Annotated in this window: 18 protein-coding genes and 1 tRNA gene; 6 read left to right on the forward strand and 13 right to left on the reverse strand. The window is 66.6% G+C overall.

Annotation, left to right across the window (positions count from 1 at the left end; genetic code table 11):
* Positions 1-9: 9 nt before the first annotated feature.
* The 6 genes from ACZYZ7_RS31195 to ACZYZ7_RS31220 all read right to left on the reverse strand — a co-directional run bounded on the left by ACZYZ7_RS31195 (position 10) and on the right by ACZYZ7_RS31220 (position 5,114).
* Complete coding sequence (locus ACZYZ7_RS31195) at positions 10-480, reverse strand: SRPBCC family protein (protein WP_450073018.1); 471 nt, start codon at positions 478-480, stop codon at positions 10-12.
* Positions 481-600: 120 nt separating this feature from the next.
* Positions 601-676, reverse strand: a tRNA-Ala gene (locus ACZYZ7_RS31200).
* Positions 677-731: 55 nt separating this feature from the next.
* The gene (gene sepX / locus ACZYZ7_RS31205) at positions 732-1,949 is read right to left on the reverse strand and encodes a divisome protein SepX/GlpR (protein ID WP_463742506.1); all 1,218 of its coding nucleotides are present in this window, start codon (positions 1,947-1,949) and stop codon (positions 732-734) included.
* Between the two features lie 238 nt (positions 1,950-2,187).
* Positions 2,188-2,841 carry a GNAT family N-acetyltransferase gene (locus ACZYZ7_RS31210; RefSeq protein ID WP_450073020.1) on the reverse strand — a complete coding sequence of 218 codons (654 nt, stop codon included), beginning with the start codon at positions 2,839-2,841 and terminating at the stop codon, positions 2,188-2,190.
* Between the two features lie 46 nt (positions 2,842-2,887).
* The gene (gene glp, locus ACZYZ7_RS31215) at positions 2,888-4,126 is read right to left on the reverse strand and encodes a molybdotransferase-like divisome protein Glp (RefSeq protein ID WP_135457916.1); all 1,239 of its coding nucleotides are present in this window, start codon (positions 4,124-4,126) and stop codon (positions 2,888-2,890) included.
* Between the two features lie 70 nt (positions 4,127-4,196).
* Positions 4,197-5,114 (reverse strand): UTP--glucose-1-phosphate uridylyltransferase, encoded by a 918-nt coding sequence (locus tag ACZYZ7_RS31220; protein WP_450073021.1) that lies wholly within the window; start codon positions 5,112-5,114, stop codon positions 4,197-4,199.
* A gap of 39 nt (positions 5,115-5,153) precedes the next feature.
* Here ACZYZ7_RS31220 and ACZYZ7_RS31225 point away from each other — a divergent pair, with 39 nt between their 5' ends.
* The 3 genes from ACZYZ7_RS31225 to ACZYZ7_RS31235 all read left to right on the forward strand — a co-directional run bounded on the left by ACZYZ7_RS31225 (position 5,154) and on the right by ACZYZ7_RS31235 (position 8,643).
* Positions 5,154-5,741: a 5-formyltetrahydrofolate cyclo-ligase gene (locus tag ACZYZ7_RS31225; RefSeq protein WP_463742507.1), complete on the forward strand. Its 588-nt coding sequence runs from the start codon at positions 5,154-5,156 to the stop codon at positions 5,739-5,741.
* Positions 5,742-5,911: 170 nt separating this feature from the next.
* A complete protein-coding gene (locus ACZYZ7_RS31230) occupies positions 5,912-7,759 on the forward strand; it encodes an amino acid permease (protein ID WP_135457920.1) in 1,848 nt (615 codons plus the stop codon).
* Entirely contained in the window at positions 7,756-8,643 is an 888-nt protein-coding gene (locus tag ACZYZ7_RS31235) for a universal stress protein (protein WP_463742508.1), read from the forward strand. The genes ACZYZ7_RS31230 and ACZYZ7_RS31235 overlap by 4 nt, the downstream gene beginning before the upstream one ends.
* Before the next feature lie 95 nt (positions 8,644-8,738).
* Here the strand turns inward: ACZYZ7_RS31235 and ACZYZ7_RS31240 are convergent, their stop codons facing one another.
* On the reverse strand, positions 8,739-9,512 hold the full coding sequence (locus tag ACZYZ7_RS31240) for an HNH endonuclease family protein (RefSeq protein WP_463742509.1): 774 nt from the start codon (positions 9,510-9,512) through the stop codon (positions 8,739-8,741).
* Positions 9,513-9,575: 63 nt separating this feature from the next.
* Between ACZYZ7_RS31240 and ACZYZ7_RS31245 the strand changes: the two genes are divergently transcribed.
* From ACZYZ7_RS31245 to mscL, 3 genes are all read left to right on the forward strand, one after another.
* Entirely contained in the window at positions 9,576-9,908 is a 333-nt protein-coding gene (locus ACZYZ7_RS31245; RefSeq protein ID WP_135457924.1) for an FmdB family zinc ribbon protein, read from the forward strand.
* Positions 9,909-9,978: 70 nt separating this feature from the next.
* Positions 9,979-10,638: an SAF domain-containing protein gene (locus ACZYZ7_RS31250; protein WP_450073025.1), complete on the forward strand. Its 660-nt coding sequence runs from the start codon at positions 9,979-9,981 to the stop codon at positions 10,636-10,638.
* Positions 10,639-10,774: 136 nt separating this feature from the next.
* Entirely contained in the window at positions 10,775-11,236 is a 462-nt protein-coding gene (gene mscL / locus ACZYZ7_RS31255) for a large-conductance mechanosensitive channel protein MscL (RefSeq protein WP_450073026.1), read from the forward strand.
* A 68-nt stretch (positions 11,237-11,304) separates the two neighbouring features.
* On the opposite strand, the gene ACZYZ7_RS31260 is transcribed toward mscL, so the two are convergent.
* The 6 genes from ACZYZ7_RS31260 to rpmF form a co-directional block, all read right to left on the reverse strand.
* Positions 11,305-11,940, reverse strand: coding sequence for an MspA family porin (locus tag ACZYZ7_RS31260; RefSeq protein ID WP_135457930.1), 636 nt, complete (start codon positions 11,938-11,940; stop codon positions 11,305-11,307).
* Positions 11,941-12,630: 690 nt separating this feature from the next.
* A complete protein-coding gene (locus ACZYZ7_RS31265) occupies positions 12,631-13,125 on the reverse strand; it encodes a MogA/MoaB family molybdenum cofactor biosynthesis protein (protein WP_135457933.1) in 495 nt (164 codons plus the stop codon).
* An 80-nt stretch (positions 13,126-13,205) separates the two neighbouring features.
* A complete protein-coding gene (locus tag ACZYZ7_RS31270) occupies positions 13,206-14,585 on the reverse strand; it encodes a S1C family serine protease (RefSeq protein WP_463742510.1) in 1,380 nt (459 codons plus the stop codon).
* Positions 14,586-14,782: 197 nt separating this feature from the next.
* The gene (locus tag ACZYZ7_RS31275) at positions 14,783-16,282 is read right to left on the reverse strand and encodes a HAMP domain-containing sensor histidine kinase (RefSeq protein ID WP_210115575.1); all 1,500 of its coding nucleotides are present in this window, start codon (positions 16,280-16,282) and stop codon (positions 14,783-14,785) included.
* Positions 16,283-16,286: 4 nt separating this feature from the next.
* Positions 16,287-16,973, reverse strand: coding sequence for a response regulator transcription factor (locus ACZYZ7_RS31280; RefSeq protein WP_135457937.1), 687 nt, complete (start codon positions 16,971-16,973; stop codon positions 16,287-16,289).
* Positions 16,974-17,120: 147 nt separating this feature from the next.
* Positions 17,121-17,294, reverse strand: a complete 174-nt coding sequence (gene rpmF, locus ACZYZ7_RS31285; RefSeq protein ID WP_003885704.1) for a 50S ribosomal protein L32 — start codon at positions 17,292-17,294, stop codon at positions 17,121-17,123.
* Between the last annotated feature and the right edge of the window lie 91 nt (positions 17,295-17,385).

Below are 17,385 nucleotides of genomic sequence, written 5' to 3' on the forward strand. Positions count from 1 at the left end.
CGACGCGAATCAAGTCGCGTAGCGGTCGTGCAACTTGGTCAACGTGGACTCGATACCCTTTGCGTTGCCCTTGGCGAAGCCCATTCGCTCGTAGTACTTCAGCGTGTCCTTGACCCGCCCGGTGTCGCGGTAATCGAATGTCTCTGTCACGCGCGTGAGGGTGGGGGCGAGTGCGGTGAACTCCCAGCGCCAACGGTGCCCCACCGGATGTCGCCATTCAAAGAGTTCGTCGGGTCTCACCGCGGTGACGACGCTGGTGATCCGGTAGGGCACCCCGTACATCCGCATCCCAGTCGTGAACTTCGCACCCGGAGCGATGTCATCTGGGCACGACACGTTGTCGCGGACGGTGCCCGAACCGTCGATCTCGTGGTGACGACGCGGGTCGGCGATCATGGCGAACAGTTCGGCCGCAGAGGCATTGACCTCCACGGAGCGGCTGACCTGATTCGGACCCACGTCAACGATGCTGACGGTCATGGTGTGTCCTTCGATTCGCATTCGCTGTTCGACGACGCTACTACCGACGAACTGCGGCCGGTGCGTTCTCCAGGAAAGAGAAAGACCCGCCGTCTCCGGCGGGTCTTTCCTATTCCAACTTGGTGGAGCTAAGGGGAATCGAACCCCTGACCTTCTCGATGCGAACGAGACGCGCTACCAACTGCGCTATAGCCCCTGATACCGAGTGGAAAGGCTACCAGCCATCCGCCCGGAACCGGAAACCGGCCGCCCTACTGCCCGGAAGCGCGCGGTAGATCGTATTCGCGGGACGTCGACGCGTACGACGCGTACGCCAGGTGCTCGAAGATCGGATCCTCGTCATCGATGTCGAGCACCACCGCACCGGGCCGGCGCAGCCGTGCCGGCACGACGTCGAGCTTGTGGTCGTCGGTGTTCTCCACGCCCAGCCTGGACCGGGCCATCCGCTGCGCACGACGACGCCGCAACTGCTCCTCGATGCGCGTCTGACGGCGCAGGTAGGCCAGATACAGCACGGTCAGCGTGCCGGCACCACCGAACACCCACCAGGCCGACGGCGTCACCAGGAGGGCGGCACCCGCCGAGAACAGCAACGTGGCGGCCAGTACCGCGAGCACGCGCTTGCGGAACTGGAACTTGCGGGCGCTGATCTCCGCGGCTTTCTTGGATTCGAACCGACGCTGCCGGGTCGCGCTCAGCGACGCGACGGGCTCGTCGGCCTGCTGCTCGTCGGCCGGCTCGTCCTCGGCCTCGGCCTCGGGTTCCAGTCCCGACGTGTCGGCGACGTACTCGTACTCGTCGTCGGCGAGATCCTCCGGATCTTCGTCCTCCTGAACGTCCTCGAGATCCTGGGGATCCTCGGCCTCGTCGAGATCCACTGCGATGCGCTCGGTTTGAGCCTCCGATTCGACAGCCTCGAAGCCCGCGATGGGCTCCTCGACGGGCTCCTCGACCGCGACGGGCTCGGGTTCCGCCTCAGGCTCGGCCTCGGGCTCGGTCTCGAATTCCAGCTCGAGCTCGGGCTCGGCCACTTCCTCGGGTTCGGCCGCTGCCTCGGCCGCCTCGGCCATCGTGCCGACCGGCAGTGCGCCGGAGTCCTCGTCGACGATGTCGACGTCAAGGTAGTCCGGTTCGGGGGTCTCGACGCTTACCGCTGCCACCACGACGGTGTGCTGCACCGTGGCGTGCACCCGCACCTCGACAGGTGCCTCGTCGTCCTCGAGTTCTTCATCGAGATCCTCGTCGAGGTGGTCGGCGCTCGGCCGCCAGTGCGGATCGCTGTGATGCCCGGCGGCGGGGCCGCGTCGTAACCGTTGTGCGTTGCGGCCGCTGTTGAGAACTCGAGTCGCCAGGGCGACGTCACTGGTACGCCGGACCGAGTCGCGCTTGCTGATCAACATCGGGACCAAAACGAACAGCCAGAGAACGACAAGGGAAATCCACAGCAGTGACTGGGGGATGCTTGGCATGACGCCTGCTCCTTTCCCCTTCAGGCTAGGTCTGTGACCAGCGCATCCATGGGTGGCGCGCCGACACAATTACACACCTGTAATTCGATCGATACAAGCACCAACAGTCACATTTGCCACATTGGTAACAGCTGACGAGGCGAACTTCGCTGAGATTGCTTCCAGGGCTGCGGATCCGGCGAAATCGCGACCGTGGGCGCAGTTTCGGCGCGGCGCGCCGCGCCCAGAACCAGCCGAATCAGCACCAACTGGCCCGGCCGGCCGAAACCAGGGCCTGGATCGCCGAATGTTTGAGCTCCTCCAACGTGACCGCCACCAAGAGATGGTCCCGCCAGGCGCCGTCCACCTCAAGATAACGGCGCAGCAGACCCTCCTCGCGGAAGCCCACCCGCGCCAGCACTGCCCGGCTCGCAGCGTTCTCCGGGCGCACCGTGGCCTCGACCCGGTGCAACTGCACTCCGTTGAAGCAGTGGTCGAGCCCCAGCGCGAGCGCACCGGTCGCCACCCCACCGCCGGTCTTGTCGCTGGCCACCCAGTAGCCGATCCACGCCGATCGCAGCGCGCCGTGGGTGACGTTGCCGATCGTGAGCTGGCCGGCGAACTGCCCGTCGAGCTCGATCACATAAGGCAGCATCCGCCCTCGCCGGGCCTCGCTGCGCAGCCCCGAGCAGATCGCGGGCCACGACGAAACGGCATGGCGGACATGCCAATCCACACCGCTCACCGGCTCCCACGGCTCCAGGTGGGCCTGGTCGGCCAACCGGATGCGGCTCCACACCGCGGCATCGCGCAGCCGCACCGGACGCAGCCGCACCACACCGGCCTTCACCCGCACCGGTCCGATCGGACCGGGCCACCCGGGGTGAAAAGCGTTGGACCGGAACAGGCTCATCCGCACAGTCGATTCGTCACACCTTCATTCATCGAATGAAGTCTTATCAGCCGCGCTGAGCCAGGAATGCCACATCCACCGTTTCGCCGGTGCGAACCTCGTCGACTTCGCTCGGAATCACCACGAGACAGTTCGCCTCGGCCAGTGTGGCCAGCAGATGGGTGGACGCCCCCGGCGCCCCACCGAGGGCCTGCACCAGGTACTCGCCGGTGTCCTGGTCGCGCATCAATTGCCCGCGCAGGTATCCCGTACGCCCGGCCACCGAACTGATCGGCGACAGCGTGCGGGCCTGGACCATGCGACGCATCGGCTGCCGCTTGCCCAGCGAGAGCCGGATCAGCGGGCGCACCATCACCTCGAACACCACCAGCGCGCTCACCGGGTTGGCGGGCAGCAGGAAAACCGGAACGCGGTCCCGGCCGAGCTGACCGAAGCCCTGCACCGATCCGGGGTGCATCGCGATCCGGGACACCTCCATCTCGCCGAGTTCAGCGAGCACGGTCCGCACCGATTCGGCGGCGGCTCCGCCCACCGCGCCGGCGATGACCACGATCTCGTTGCGATTGACTTGGCCCTCAACGGTTTCCCGCAGTTCCCGGGGGTCGGTGCTGATGATGCCGACCCGGTTGACCTCCGCACCCGCATCCCGGCCCGCCGCCGCCAGCGCGTAGGAGTTCACGTCGTACACCTGCCCGGTCCCCGGGCTGCGGGATACGTCGACGAGCTCACCGCCCACGCACATCACCGACAGCCGGGGCCGTGGGTGCACCAACACCCGGTCACGCCCCACCGCGGCCAGCAAGCCCACCTGGGCCGGGCCCACGATCGTGCCGGCCCGCACCGCTACGTCGCCGGGTTGCACATCGTCGCCGGTGCGCCGCACATAGGCACCCGAGCGCACGCTGCGCATGATCCGGACCCGGCTCTCACCGCCGTCGGTCCATCGCAACGGCAGCACCGCGTCGGCCAGCGTCGGCATCGGCGCGCCGGTCTGCACCCGCGCGGCCTGCCGCGGCTGCAACCGGCTCGGGGTACGCGCACCCGCTTCGATCGAGCCCATCACCGGCAGGCTGATCTCACCGGCGCCGTCACCCACGGACAACACATCGACGCTGCGCACCGCGTAGCCGTCGATGGCGGCCTGATCGAATCCCGGCATCGGCCGCTCGGTCACGACCTCTTCGGCGCACATCAGGCCTTGCGACTCGGCGATGGCCACTCGCACCGGCCGGGGGGCCACTGCGGCAGCCGCTACCCGAGCCTGCTGTTCCTCCACCGAACGCACAACACGCCTTCCTATCCCATCTCCGGGCCGACGTGCGGCGTACCGGGCCAGCTCGTTGCCAGCCCTCCTGTCAGGTCAGACCCAATCGTTCGACCAACCACCGCCGCAAATCAGGGCCGTAGTCGTCACGTTCCAACGCAAAGTCAACCGCAGCCTTCAGGTAGCCGCCGGGATTTCCCAGGTCGTGTCGGGCTCCGCGGTGCACAACCACATGTACCGGGTGGCCCTCTTCGATCAGCAGCGCGATGGCGTCGGTCAGCTGGATCTCCCCGCCCACCCCGCGCGAAACACGACGCAGCGCATCGAAGATCGCCCGGTCGAGAAGGTAGCGGCCGGCGGCGGCGTACGGGGACGGCGCATCGTCGGGCTTGGGCTTTTCCACCATGCCCTTGACCCGCAGCACGTTCGGATTGGCCGCGTCGGGCACGGTCTCGACGTCGAAGACGCCGTAGGCACTGATCTCGTCTCCGGGCACCTCGATGGCGCACAACACGGACCCGCCGCGCTTGGCCCGCACCTTCGACATGGTTTCCAGAACACCGGTGGGCAGCACCAGGTCATCGGGCAGCAGCACCGCGATCGCGTCCTCGTCGGGAGCCAATGCGGCCTCGACGCAGCTGACGGCATGCCCCAGTCCCAGTGGCTCGGCCTGCACCACAGACTCGACCTTGATCAGCGCGGGAGCGCGGCGGACCTTCTCCAGCATCGTCTTCTTGCCGCGAGCCTCCAGCGTGCCCTCGAGCACCAGGTCCTCGACGAAGTGCGCGACGACGCCGTCCTTGCCTTCGGAGGTGATGATGATCAGCCGCTCGGCACCGGCCTCAGCCGCCTCGGCCGCCACCAATTCGATGCCCGGGGTGTCGACCACCGGCAGCAATTCCTTGGGGACCGTCTTGGTCGCCGGGAGGAATCGCGTACCCAGACCGGCCGCCGGGACCACGGCCGTGTAGGGAATCGGCACCTCAGGCGCCTTGTGAGACGTGCTCATCGTTCACACACTAACGTCCGTTCTGAAAAGGTGGAGGGCGTGACCCCGCCGACCAAGACCGATTTGCGAACCGGCGTTCTCCGTGCAAGACGGGCCGTACCGGCCGACCGCCGCGACAGTGAGGCGCAGGCACTTTGCCGCTGGCTGCCCACCCTGGTGCGCAGCGGGCAAACGGTGTGCGCCTACGTTCCGGTGGGCTCGGAACCAGGGTCGCAGGCCCTGCTGGACGCTCTGTTGGAACTCGGTGTGCGCGTGCTGCTTCCGGTCGCCCGCACCGACGAGGACGGCCGGGGTTTGCCGATGCAGTGGGGGCAGTACGCGCCCGGCAAGTTGGTGGCCGCCGAGTTCGGCCTGCGCGAGCCCGCACCACCCTGGTTGCCTGCCGGACGGATCGCAGATGCCGAGGTGGTCCTCGTGCCCGCGCTGGCCGTCGACCGCAACGGGAACCGGCTGGGCCGGGGCGCCGGGTTCTACGACCGCAGCCTGATCTACGCCGCACCGCACGCACGGCTGGTCGCGGTGGTGCGTGACGACGAACTGGTCGACGAATTGCCCGCCGATCCCCACGACGTACGGATGACACATGCTCTGACGCCGTCGGGCGGAATCGTGACGTTGCAGCGCTGACTCGTCGGGCCGGGCCGTACCACCCGGATTCGGCAGCTGTCTGAACGAGCCGGGTCAGATTCCGACAGTTTCAGCCCGAATTCGGCTCCGCCGACCGGTCGCCGGGCATAGCGTTCACTTCTGTCCGCTTGTGACCTGAGTCACAAATAACGGAGGAGGACGGTGCGCACATGGGCGACACACCCGCATTGAAAAAGGCGCTCAGTCAGCGACAGTTGACGATGATCGCCATCGGCGGCGTGATCGGCGCCGGCCTGTTCGTCGGCTCCGGGGTGGTGATCGGCGCTACCGGGCCCGGCTCATTCATCACCTATGCGCTGGCCGGTGTCCTGGTCATCATGGTGATGCGGATGCTGGCCGAGATGGCGGTGGCCAATCCGTCGACCGGCTCGTTCGCCGATTACGCGCGCAACTCGCTGGGCAACTGGGCGGGATTCTCCGTCGGCTGGTTGTACTGGTACTTCTGGGTGATCGTCGTCGGCTTCGAAGCCATCGCGGGAGCCAAGATCATCCAGTTCTGGGTGGACGTACCCATCTGGCTGACGGCACTGCTCCTGTTGATCGCGATGACGGCGACCAACCTGTTCTCGGTGTCGTCCTTCGGTGAATTCGAGTACTGGTTCGCCGGCATCAAGGTGGCGGCAATCCTGGCGTTCATCGGCTTGGGGGCTCTCTTCGTTTTCGGGCTGTGGCCCAACAAGGACATGGACTTCTCCAATCTGACCTCCCACGGCGGGTTCTTCCCGATGGGCGCGATGGCCGTCACCGTCGGCGTGGTGACGGTGATCTTCTCGATGGTCGGGGCGGAGATCGCCACCATCGCCGCCGCCGAGTCCGCCGATCCCGAGCGGGCGGTCGCCAAGGCCGCCAACTCGGTCATCTTGCGCATCGCGATCTTCTTCGTCGGCTCGGCATTCCTGATCACGACGATCCTGCCGTGGGATCACTTCAAGAAGGACGCCGCGGGCAACGTCGCGTCACCGTTCGTCTCGGTGTTCACCGAGATGGGTATCCCCTACGCCGATCACATCATGAATGCGGTGGTGCTCACCGCGGTGCTGAGCTGCCTGAACTCGGGGATGTACACCGCATCGCGCATGCTGTTCGTGCTGGCCGCCCGCCGCGAGGCGCCGCCACAGTTGGTCGCGGTGACCCGGCGCGGCGTTCCGGCGCCGGCGATTCTGACCTCCTCGGTCATCGGCTTCCTGTGTGTGATCGCCGCAGCGTTCTGGCCGGACACCATCTTCGCGTTCCTGCTGAATTCCAGCGGCGCGGTGATCCTGTTCGTCTACCTACTCATCTGCATCTCGCAGATTGTGCTGCGGTACCGCAGTTCCCCGGACCAGCTCAAGGTGAAGATGTGGTTGTTCCCGGTGCTGTCGTTGCTCACCGCCGCGGCCATTTTCGGAATCCTGATCCAGATGTACGTACAGGGCGGGGACAACCGGAAGGCCCTGACACTGAGCGTGGCGTCGTGGGCCGTGGTGATCCTGCTTTTCCTGGCCAACCGCTGGTTCATCGGGCACCGGCCCGAGGTGGCCGGGGTGTCCCCGGAACCCGGCGCCGAACATCCGCACCGAGTGTTGGTGTTGGCCAACGAGACTGTCGAATCCAACGAACTTCTCGACGAGCTACGGCGCATCGGCGCGGACCGCGACGCGCTGTATCAGGTCGTGGTGCCCGCCAGTCCGATCGACACCGGGGTGGCCGCCACCCATGGTCCACTCGACATCTCCGAGGCCACCACGCGTGCGGCCCAGCGCCGCCTCGATCAGACACTGAGCACGCTGCGTTCCGAGCAGTTGAAGGCCGACGGTGAGTTGGGTGACTACCGCCCGCTGCGGGCACTGGCCCATGCCGTCGAGACGTTCCGGCCCGACCAGATCGTGATTTCAACTCTGCCGCCGGAGGATTCGGTGTGGCACCGTTTCGATGTCGTCGACCGGGCCCGCACCGAATACCAGATCCCGGTTACCCATGTGGTGTCGCGCATGCGCACCCAGGAGCATGCGTCGTGACCATCCTGGCGGCATTCAGTGCCAGCCGGCACAGCAGCGCGCCGCTGAATCTGGCCATCCAGCTCGCCCGTACCACCGGCGAGAAGGTGATCGCCGCGGCGGTGGTGGAGCGGGCCTGGCCACCACGCGACGACCCGGTCGAGGGCGAGTATCTGGCGTATGTCCGCGCGCAGGCCACACAGGCGTTGCAGCGCGCGGTCGCGGTGCTGCCCATCGACCTCGACGTCACCCCGGTCGTGCACGAATCCACGTCGATACCAACCGGTTTGATCGAGCTCGCGGATGCCCACCGGGCGACTGTGGTGTCGGTCGGCTCATCCTCGTCGGGAATGATCGGCCGGGTCGCGTTGGGCAGCGTCACCGAGCGCCTGGTCCACACCGCCCGGGTGCCGGTGGTCTTCGCGCCGCGCGGGTACAACCAGACCGACGCCCCCATCCGCCGCCTCACCGCGGCCTACGGCGGGGAAGCCGACGTCAACGGGCTCATCCCGGCCACCGCCGAGCTGGCCGCGTCGTGGAAGGCCAAGCTGCGCATCGTCTCGTTCACGGTCCGCAACACCGCGGCATTCGCCGGCACCATCGAATCCTCGGCCGAGGAATTGGTGGTCCAGCAGTGGTCACGGCGAACCATTGCCGAGATCACCAAGCAGCTCAACGCCATTCGAGATCAGATGGCGGTTCCGGACGTCGACGTGGTGGTCGGCGCCGGCCACGACTGGAACACCGCTGTGCAGAGCATCGGGTGGGACGCCGGGGACATGCTGGTGCTCGGCTCCGGTGCGGCCGCCCCGAGTGCGCAGGTGTTCCTCGGCTCGGCCGCGGGAAAGATCCTCCGCCACTCCCCGGTTCCGGTCATGATCGCGCCGCGTTACCAGCCGGGCTAGCAGCCTGGTGCCAGGGACATCGGGTGCTTACACCGAGGATTCCAGTCACTATTGAGCAGCGATCCTCGGTTTAGCGCTCAGCACAGACCGGCGGGCTAGCAGTTGTTCAGCACCGCCGCCATGGCGTCCTTCTCTTTCGCCGAGACCCAGAGCTGGTAGGCGGTTTTCACCTCGACCTGGCGGGCCACGAACTCACAGCGGAACGCGACATTGGGCGGTAGCCAGCTGGCCGCGTCGCGGAATGCCTTGTCGAAGTTGGGTTGCGCGGCCACCGCGATCAGGTTGCGTGGATCGTTCGCGAAATCCTTGCGCCGCTGCGGGTCCCAGGTGCGCGCCCCCTTGTACCAGGCGTCCGACAACGACACCAGGTGGTCGATCTGCACCGTGCCGGAGGTGTCGGGCCCGCGGGTGAACGCGATCTCCGCACCGGTGTAGGGGTCGTGCAGCACACCGCTGGCGGCGTAGCAGGTCCCGGGGCGGACAGTCAGCTGGGCCAGGTCGCGGCGCAGGATGTCGTCACGGGTATTGCAGCCGTTGTGGCCGAACTCGACGTTGACGTCGTCGCTCCAGGCCTCCCCGAAGCGGGACCGGGCGTAGTCGGTGTCACGGTCCCAGCCTTTGACCGGCAGCCCCGCCAACAGCGCGCGGGCGTGGTCATAGCCGGGAGTCTGCGGTGTCGGCTGCCTGACCTGACCGGTGGTCGGAGGCGGGACCGAAGGCGGGGCTGAAGGCTGGGCCGGCGGGTCGGCCTGACGCATCCGGGCCACCACGAGCACGGCCAGCACCGCCACGACTACCGCCACCACGACCAGTACCGCTAATCTTCCGGTGCGCCGGCGCCGGCGGCCCGCGGGAATGACATGGCCCACGTAGCGGTTCTAGCACTTGAGCCGGTAGAGTGCTAACAAGTTTGACCAACTCGGAGGGTTTTCGTGCCTACCTATTCCTACGCGTGCACTGAGTGCGGCAATCGGTTCGACGCGGTGCAGGCATTCAGCGACGACGCGCTGACCACCTGCCCCAAGTGCTCCGGCAAGCTGCGCAAGCTCTTTGGCTCGGTCGGAGTGGTGTTCAAGGGCAGCGGCTTCTACCGCACCGACAACCGCGAGTCGGGCAAGAGCTCGTCCAACGGCGCGCCCTCGAAGAGCTCGGAGAGCAGCTCGTCGAGCACGTCCTCGGACTCGTCATCTTCCTCGAGCGCGTCTTCGTCCTCGAGTTCGTCCGGCAGCTCCAGCTCCGCCCCCGCCGCGGCCGCTTCCAGCTAGCTCCAGAAGTTATCCACAGGACGGCGAAGACGCCGTTCTCACCCGGCCGTCGCGCGCCTACCGTGGCGCCATGGCCGAATCACTCAACCCGCCACCTTGGCGTCGGCTGACTGCTGCCCGGCCCGATTGGACCCGCACGGTGGCCGCTCGCCGCGCCGCGGCAGCCGCGCTGGTGGTGTTGGCCGCCATCGCGGCCCTGCGCTCCGATCCGCGGGGCGAGTACACCGAGATCGCGGTGGCTACCCACGACCTGTCCCCCGGCGTCGCGTTGACCGCCGCCGACGTACGACTGGAACGCCGCAGCACAGCCGCTGTGCCCGACGGCGCCCAACGTGACGTGGCCCCGGTGATCGGTGCGACGCTGACCGCCCCGGCACGTCGTGGCGAGGTCCTCACCGATGTCCGGCTGCTCGGGTCACGGCTGGCCGAATCGGCCGCGGGCCCGGATGCCCGGATCGTGCCGCTCAAACTCAGCGATACCGCGCTGCTCGATCTGATCCGCCCCGGCGACGTGGTCGACGTGCTGACGGTGACGGCCGATCGGGACGACACGCAGCCGGCCCGGCCGGTCGTGGTGGCCTCTGGGGCGGTGGTGGTGCTGGTCTCGGAGAAGGCCCGCGGGGCCGGAGTGGGCAGCGACCGCGTGGCCCTGGTGGCCCTGCCCGCACGCTCAGCCAACGAGGTCGCGGCCACCAGCCTGGCGCAGGCCGTCACCCTGACCATCCACTGAATACGACTCTCACTGTCGCACAACATAATTCGTTCGTTACGAAGATGTTGACCGACAATCGCCCGGCCATTCGGCCAACTCGGTTACTGTTTGCTTGTCGCACCGAAAACACCACACTGCAGGAAGGTTCCTGAGCATGTTGAAGGGCTTCAAAGAGTTTCTGTCTCGCGGCAACGTCATCGATCTTGCGGTTGCTGTGGTCATCGGCGCCGCCTTCACGGGCCTGGTCACCGCCTTCACGGAGAAAGTGGTCCAGCCACTGGTCGACCGGATCGGCGCCGGCCCCGGCAAGGAATACGGCATCCTCAAGATCTCACTGGGCGGCGATCCCGAGACGTTCATCGACTTGAACGCCGTCCTGTCCGCCGCCATCAACTTCGTCCTGGTGGCCGCGGTGATCTACTTCGTCATCATGGTGCCGTACAAGAAGCTGCGCGAGCGCGGCGAGGTCGAACAGGCCCAGGACACCGAGCTGGCCATCCTCACCGAGATCCGCGACCTGCTGTCCGAGAACGGTTCCACCGGTAAGCACGTGACCGGCCCCGGCACCGGTCCCAGCCCGGACACCGCCAAGCACACCAGTGCAGACCGCTCCTGACGGAGCAACACCCGGACATGAAAGCAGCCCCTGGATTTCTCCAGGGGCTGCTTTCGTTGAGGCCTAGCTCAGTTCATGTTCCACGGCTCGCCGTAGGTGGTGACGCTGTCACCGGTGGAGGCGATCAGGCGGGCGAACGGACGCAGCAGCACGCCACCTGCCGCACCGGTCACAGTGCCGTGCGCGTTGGACACCGCCACACCGCCGGCCGGGCCCTTGACGTCCACCGAGAAGGTGGCCACTTCCTGGATGCCCGGGCCGTTGCCCAGATCAGCGCTGATCGACACACCCGGGAACAGGTTCGGGGTGATCACGGACTCCAGACCGAAGGGCGGGCCGGTGATGTCACCATCGTCGATCAGGATGTTCGGGGTGGTGTAGGAGAAGTTGATCCCGACACCCAGCGACCAGGGGAAGCCGATCTGGTAACCCAGCTCCAAGGTGCCCGCGAAGTCGTCGGCACCCGGGCCGGCCACGGTGTACTTGGCCCGACCCGAATGGAACCACTCACGGGTCAGCCGGTTGCGGTCCAGCGGGAACACACCGTTGAGGAAGGTGTCCCACTGCTGAACGGTCAGGGTCCGGTCCTGACCATCAACCAGGCTCAATTCATTGTCCAGACCCGCATGAGAAGTGCCCGTGCTCGTAAACAGCGCCGCGACGGTTGCCACCATCGCGACCAGCACCCGACTGAATGCCTTCATGTTCTCCCTAGCTATTTCGCCGGTGATCCCGGAGGCTCACCTTTTGTGGTCGGCTACCCGGCCCCCGCAGACCGTATCGCCTCGCAAGCCCAACATGTGACGCGGATTAGAAACCCACACGTTGCTCTTACGAAATGCACATCGTTGACATCAGGAACATAACGGCAGCCCACCGGGGCGGCAACGCAAGCACATATCCGCAGAGCTGCATACGGTCGATCGATCAAAATTTGCTGAAAAGTGGCTGGAAGATTGCTCACTACGCCACGACGCTGCGAATTGGGCCCCGCGGCAATGCTGTGATGCCGTTCGCCTTAGTAACGAACTGAGGTCCAGAACACAGTGCGAGGCGGATGTTTCCTGCCCTTACAAGCCGTTCACCTATTCATTGGTGATGCGGCGGAATGTTGTTCCTCAACCACCGGTCACGGTCGGCGTCGTCGTCCGGCGAAGCTGTGTCGCGTTCGTCGGGAGAGATGTCCGGGAGGGCCTCACCGAAGATCTTGTTAACTGCGTGGCGGGACATTTTGTTCGCTTCTGACATCTTCAATCCCCTTTGTGACGAACATCACATCTCATCCTATGTGCCGGTACGCCAACCGTTAACCTGCTCTTAACCAGCAACGTCGCTCGGCGTGACATTCGCCTGGAAAACGAAACGGCGGCCGGTGGCCGCCGTTTCATTTGCGTTCAGATCTCCAGACTTGATAGCTGGCCTATGACTTGTGCGGCCAGTGGCCCGAGGGTGGCCATACCGTCGCGCACCGCAGCACGTGACCCGGCGATATTCACCACCAACGTGCTGCCCGAGACGCCACACAGACCACGGGACAGCCCCGCATCGACGATGCCGGCCGAAAGCCCCGATGCCCGCAGCGCCTCGGCGATGCCGAGCAGCTCCCGGTCGAGAATGTCCAGGGTGGCCTCCGGCGTCACATCCCGCGGTGTCACCCCCGTCCCGCCGACCGATACCACCAGATCGACGCCGCCGATCACCGCGGTGTTCAACGCGTTCCGGATCTCGACCTCGTCGGCGGACACGACCACGACCCCGTCGACGACGAAACCTGCTTCGCCCAACAATTCCGTGACCAATGGACCGCTGTGGTCTTCCTCGCCATGTGCGGTGCGATCGTCCACGACGACGACGAGCGCCCGGCCCACCAACTCCCCTGGTTGTTCCATGCCTGCAACCGTATATCCGGCGGCAGACAACGGTGTAGCCAGACGGAGGGTGGCGATCCTGTCCGATCCGATCACGGTGCTCACTGCTCCGCCCGGCCGAGCGTGACCTCGATGGTCTGCGGCTTGCCGCCCTGGTCCAGGAAGGTCAGCGTGACCTTGTCGCCGGGGGCCTTGGACCGCACCGCCGCCACGAGCGCGTCAGCGCTGCCGATCACCCGGTCGTCGACCTTGGTGACCACCACACCGCTGGGCAGACCGGCCGCCGCGGCGGCCCCGCCATTGGTGACCTCCACGATCTTGGCGCCGTCGGTGGCCTTGTCGTTGGCCACCTGCACACCCAGCGAGGCATGCGAGGCCGTGCCACTCTGGATCAGCTCGTCGGCGATGCGCTTGGCCTGATCCACCGGGATCGCGAAGCCCAGTCCGATCGAGCCGCTCTGCGCCTGAGGCGAATCCCCGCCCATGGTGGCGATCGCCGAGTTGATCCCGACCAGTTCGCCGTTCATGTTGACCAGCGCGCCACCGGAGTTGCCCGGGTTGATGGCGGCGTCGGTCTGGATGGCGTCGAGCACGGTGTTCTGGTTGCGGGCGTCGCCGCCGGCCGCAACCGGCCGGTTCAGCGCACTGATGATGCCGGTGGTGACGGTGCCTTCCAGCCCCAGCGGCGACCCGATCGCGACGACGTCCTGGCCCACCCGCAGGTTGGCCGACGAGCCGAGGGTGATGGGGGTGAGACCCGAGACGTCCTGCGCGCGCACGACGGCGATGTCGCTGCTGGGGTCGGTGCCGACGACGGTGAACGGCTTGGTCGTCCCGTCGGAGAACGTCACCTTGGTCTGGGCGCCGACCGGTGCCCCGCCCGGTGCGGTCGCCGGGGCGGGCGCTCCCGGCTTGGCGCCCTGCACGACGTGGTTGTTGGTCAGGATGAGGCCGTCGGCAGTGAGGATGATGCCTGAGCCCTCCTCGGAAGCGCGGCCCAGATCGGTCTCGAGCTTGACCACACTCGGCACCACCTTGGCCGCCACCTGCTCCACCGAACCGGGGGGCAGCGCAGCCGCGGGAACCGTCGGCGCGGCGCCGAGACCCTGGCTGCCCAGGCGCGGGTGATCGTCGTTCACCAGCGTGGCGACACCGCCGCCGATGCCGGCCGACACCACGGCCACGGCAAGCGCCCCGGCGACCAGACCGGTCCTGGAGCGTTTCTTGGCCGGCACGGGCTGCGGGCCGGCCGGAATCCGGTACGGGTCATAGGGCGCGCGGTACGCCTGCTGCGGGCTCTGGTGCTGCGGGTTCTGGTGCTGAGGGCTCTGATGCGGCGGGTGCTGCTGCGGCTGTTGACGGGCGTAGCGCCAGTCGTACTGCTGTTGCTGGTAAGGATCAGGACGCGCACCGCCGTATCCGGGGGCAACGCCGCCGGGATGCTGCTCCGGCTGTTGGGGGTACCTCGGGTGGTTCGTCATTGTGCTGCGTGCTCTTCTCTTGGTAATTGGTCCGTCGGCGTGTAACGCCGGTCCGGTCCGACCCGTTTGTCCAACCCTTGTGTGTCTGTCAATTCGTCAAACGAACTCGCTGCCACTCAGGTTGCCCAGATGGGCTGAGAATCCACTTAGAGATCTCTGATCCATCCATGACTAGTCCCCCGACTGAATTAACTGTCTCACCTTTTCTCCGCGCCGACAGTGCGCCCACCGTCGGCCAGCGGCAGGTGTGTCGCGTCGCCGCTGGGGATCGGTTGCCCCGGCAACACCATGTGGAACGAAGCGCCCGGTGGAGTGCCGCCCGGCACGGTGTCGTCAATCCGCAGTGCGCCACCGTGTTTGAGCACCACTTGCTGGACGATAGCCAATCCGAGGCCGGATCCCGGCATCGCCCTCGCCGCATCCGAGCGGTAGAAGCGCTCGAACACCAGCGCACGGTCCTGTGGCGGGATGCCGGGCCCATGGTCGGAGACCACCAGTTCGGCGTGCGTCGGGTCGACCTGATGCAACCGCACACCGACCCGGCCGCCGGCCGGACTCCACTTGGCGGCGTTGTCGAGCAGGTTCAGCACGGCACGGCCCAGCCCGGGTGCGTCGCCGAACACCTGCCAGCCGATGACGTCGACATCGAATTCGATGTCGTTGCGGCGCCGCCGGACCCGTTCCAGGCTGCGTTCGACGACCTCGGACATGTCGACCGGCTCGGGAGTGATGCCGCCAGCGTCGTCGCGGGTGAGGTCGACAAGGTCGCCGACCAGGGTGGACAGCTCCTCGATCTGCGCGATCACGTCCTGCTGCAGCCCGTCCATCTCGTCCTTGGGCAGCGGCGGCGCCCCGGGCGCCTGCGAGGCCATCAGCAGTTCGACGTTGGTGCGCAGTGAGGTCAGCGGCGTTCTCAGCTCGTGCCCGGCGTCGGACACCAGCCGGGACTGGCGTTCCCTCGATTCGGCCAGCGCCCGCAACATCATGTTGAACGCCTCGGTCAGCCGGGCCAGCTCGTCGCTGCCGACCACCGGGATGGGCCGCAGGTCGTCGGTGCGGGCCACCCGCTCGGCGGCTTCGGTGAGTCTGCCCACCGGCCGCAGGCCCGCCCTGGCCACCGCACCACCGGCCATGGCGGCCACCGCCACCCCGACGCCGCCGACGATGAGCAGCACTGTGCCCAACCGTCTCAGCACTTGGACAGTGGGCGCCAGGCTCTTGGAGATCAACAGGGAACTGCCGTTGGCCAGGTGCACCGCAAGCACCCGCTGGTGGTTGGCGGTGCGCAGGGACATCAGGAGTTCGCCGGAGATGACGTCCTTCTCGGGCTTGCCCAGCGGCAGCATCTGGCCCTGCTGGTTGGCCGTGTAAATGGACCGGCCCGGGATCACCAGCATCGCGTTGACGTCGGAGTACGCGGTGCCCTCGATCGCCTTACCCGGATCGGCGGCCAGCGATCCGCTCTCGATGAGCAGCCGGGCGCGGCTGTGCAGCTGGTTGTCCAGGTCGTCATAGAGCGCCCGCGAGACGACGGCGTAGACGGCGACGGCCATCAGAACGACCACCATGGCCACCATCGACATCGCGAGCATCATCACGCGCCAGCGCAACGACAGTGAGCTGGTGTTCCGTAGGTTCACGGCGGCGAGCCGCCCGGAGTCGGTCGCGGTTCGCCAAGTGTTTGCGTTGAGCGCCATCAAATCAGGGGGGCGTTTCACGCAGGACGTAACCGACGCCGCGCACGGTGTGGATCAGCCGGGGCTCTCCTTCGGCCTCGGTCTTGCGGCGCAGGTAGCCGATGTACACCTCGAGGGCATTGCCTGAGGTCGGGAAGTCGAAACCCCACACCTCTTCGAGGATGCGGCTACGGGTCAGCACCCGCCGCGGGTTGGCGATCAGCATCTCCAACAGCGAGAACTCGGTGCGGGTGAGGCTGATCTGACGCTCGCCGCGGGTCACCTCGCGGGTCACCGGGTCCAGCGTGAGGTCTGTGAACGTCATCTTCTGCGAGTCGGTGCCATCGTCGCTGACGGTACGACGCAGCAACGCGCGCATCCGCGCCAGCAGTTCCTCGAGGGCGAACGGCTTGGGCAGGTAATCGTCGGCGCCGGCGTCCAGCCCGGCCACTTTCTCCGAGGTGGTGTCGCGCGCGGTCAACACCAGGATCGGCAGATCGTCGCCGGTGCTGCGGAGCTGCCGGCACACCTCCAGGCCGTCCATCCGCGGCATCATCACGTCCAGAACCACAGCGTCAGGCCGGTCATTGGCAATCGATTCGAGGGCTTCGACCCCATCCTGGGCAAGTTCGACCGAATAACCATTGAAGGAAAGCGACCGGCGGAGGGATTCGCGCACAGCGCGATCGTCGTCAACGACAAGTATGCGCACAGGCACAGTTTCAACCTGCTGTCTGAGAGTGGGCTGAGAGGCGCGCCGCAAATTCCCCGAGCGTTTTCAGGGGGCCTGGACAACCCTGAGCACGACAAAAAGCGCTATCACGAGTGATAGCGCTTTTTGAGGAAGTGTTCTGCGGTTCTAGCGCTTGTCGAGGTCGACCAGGCCGAGACGAGCGGCCTTGAGCAGACGGCGCGGCACCTTGTGCTGCTGACCGGCGACATTGACGCCGACGAGACCGGTGGCCTCGGCCTTCCACTGCGCGCGCCGGCTACGGGTGTTCGCGCGCGACATTCTGCGCTTGGGCACAGCCATGACGTGCATCTCCTTGTTCTGGGTTGTTGCCGCGCGAACCGAAATGGGCACGCCGGCGGCGACGATTAGGTACAGAGTAACGGTTGTCCCG

The sequence above is a fragment of the Mycobacterium sp. IDUB_17 genome, assembly GCF_055419465.1.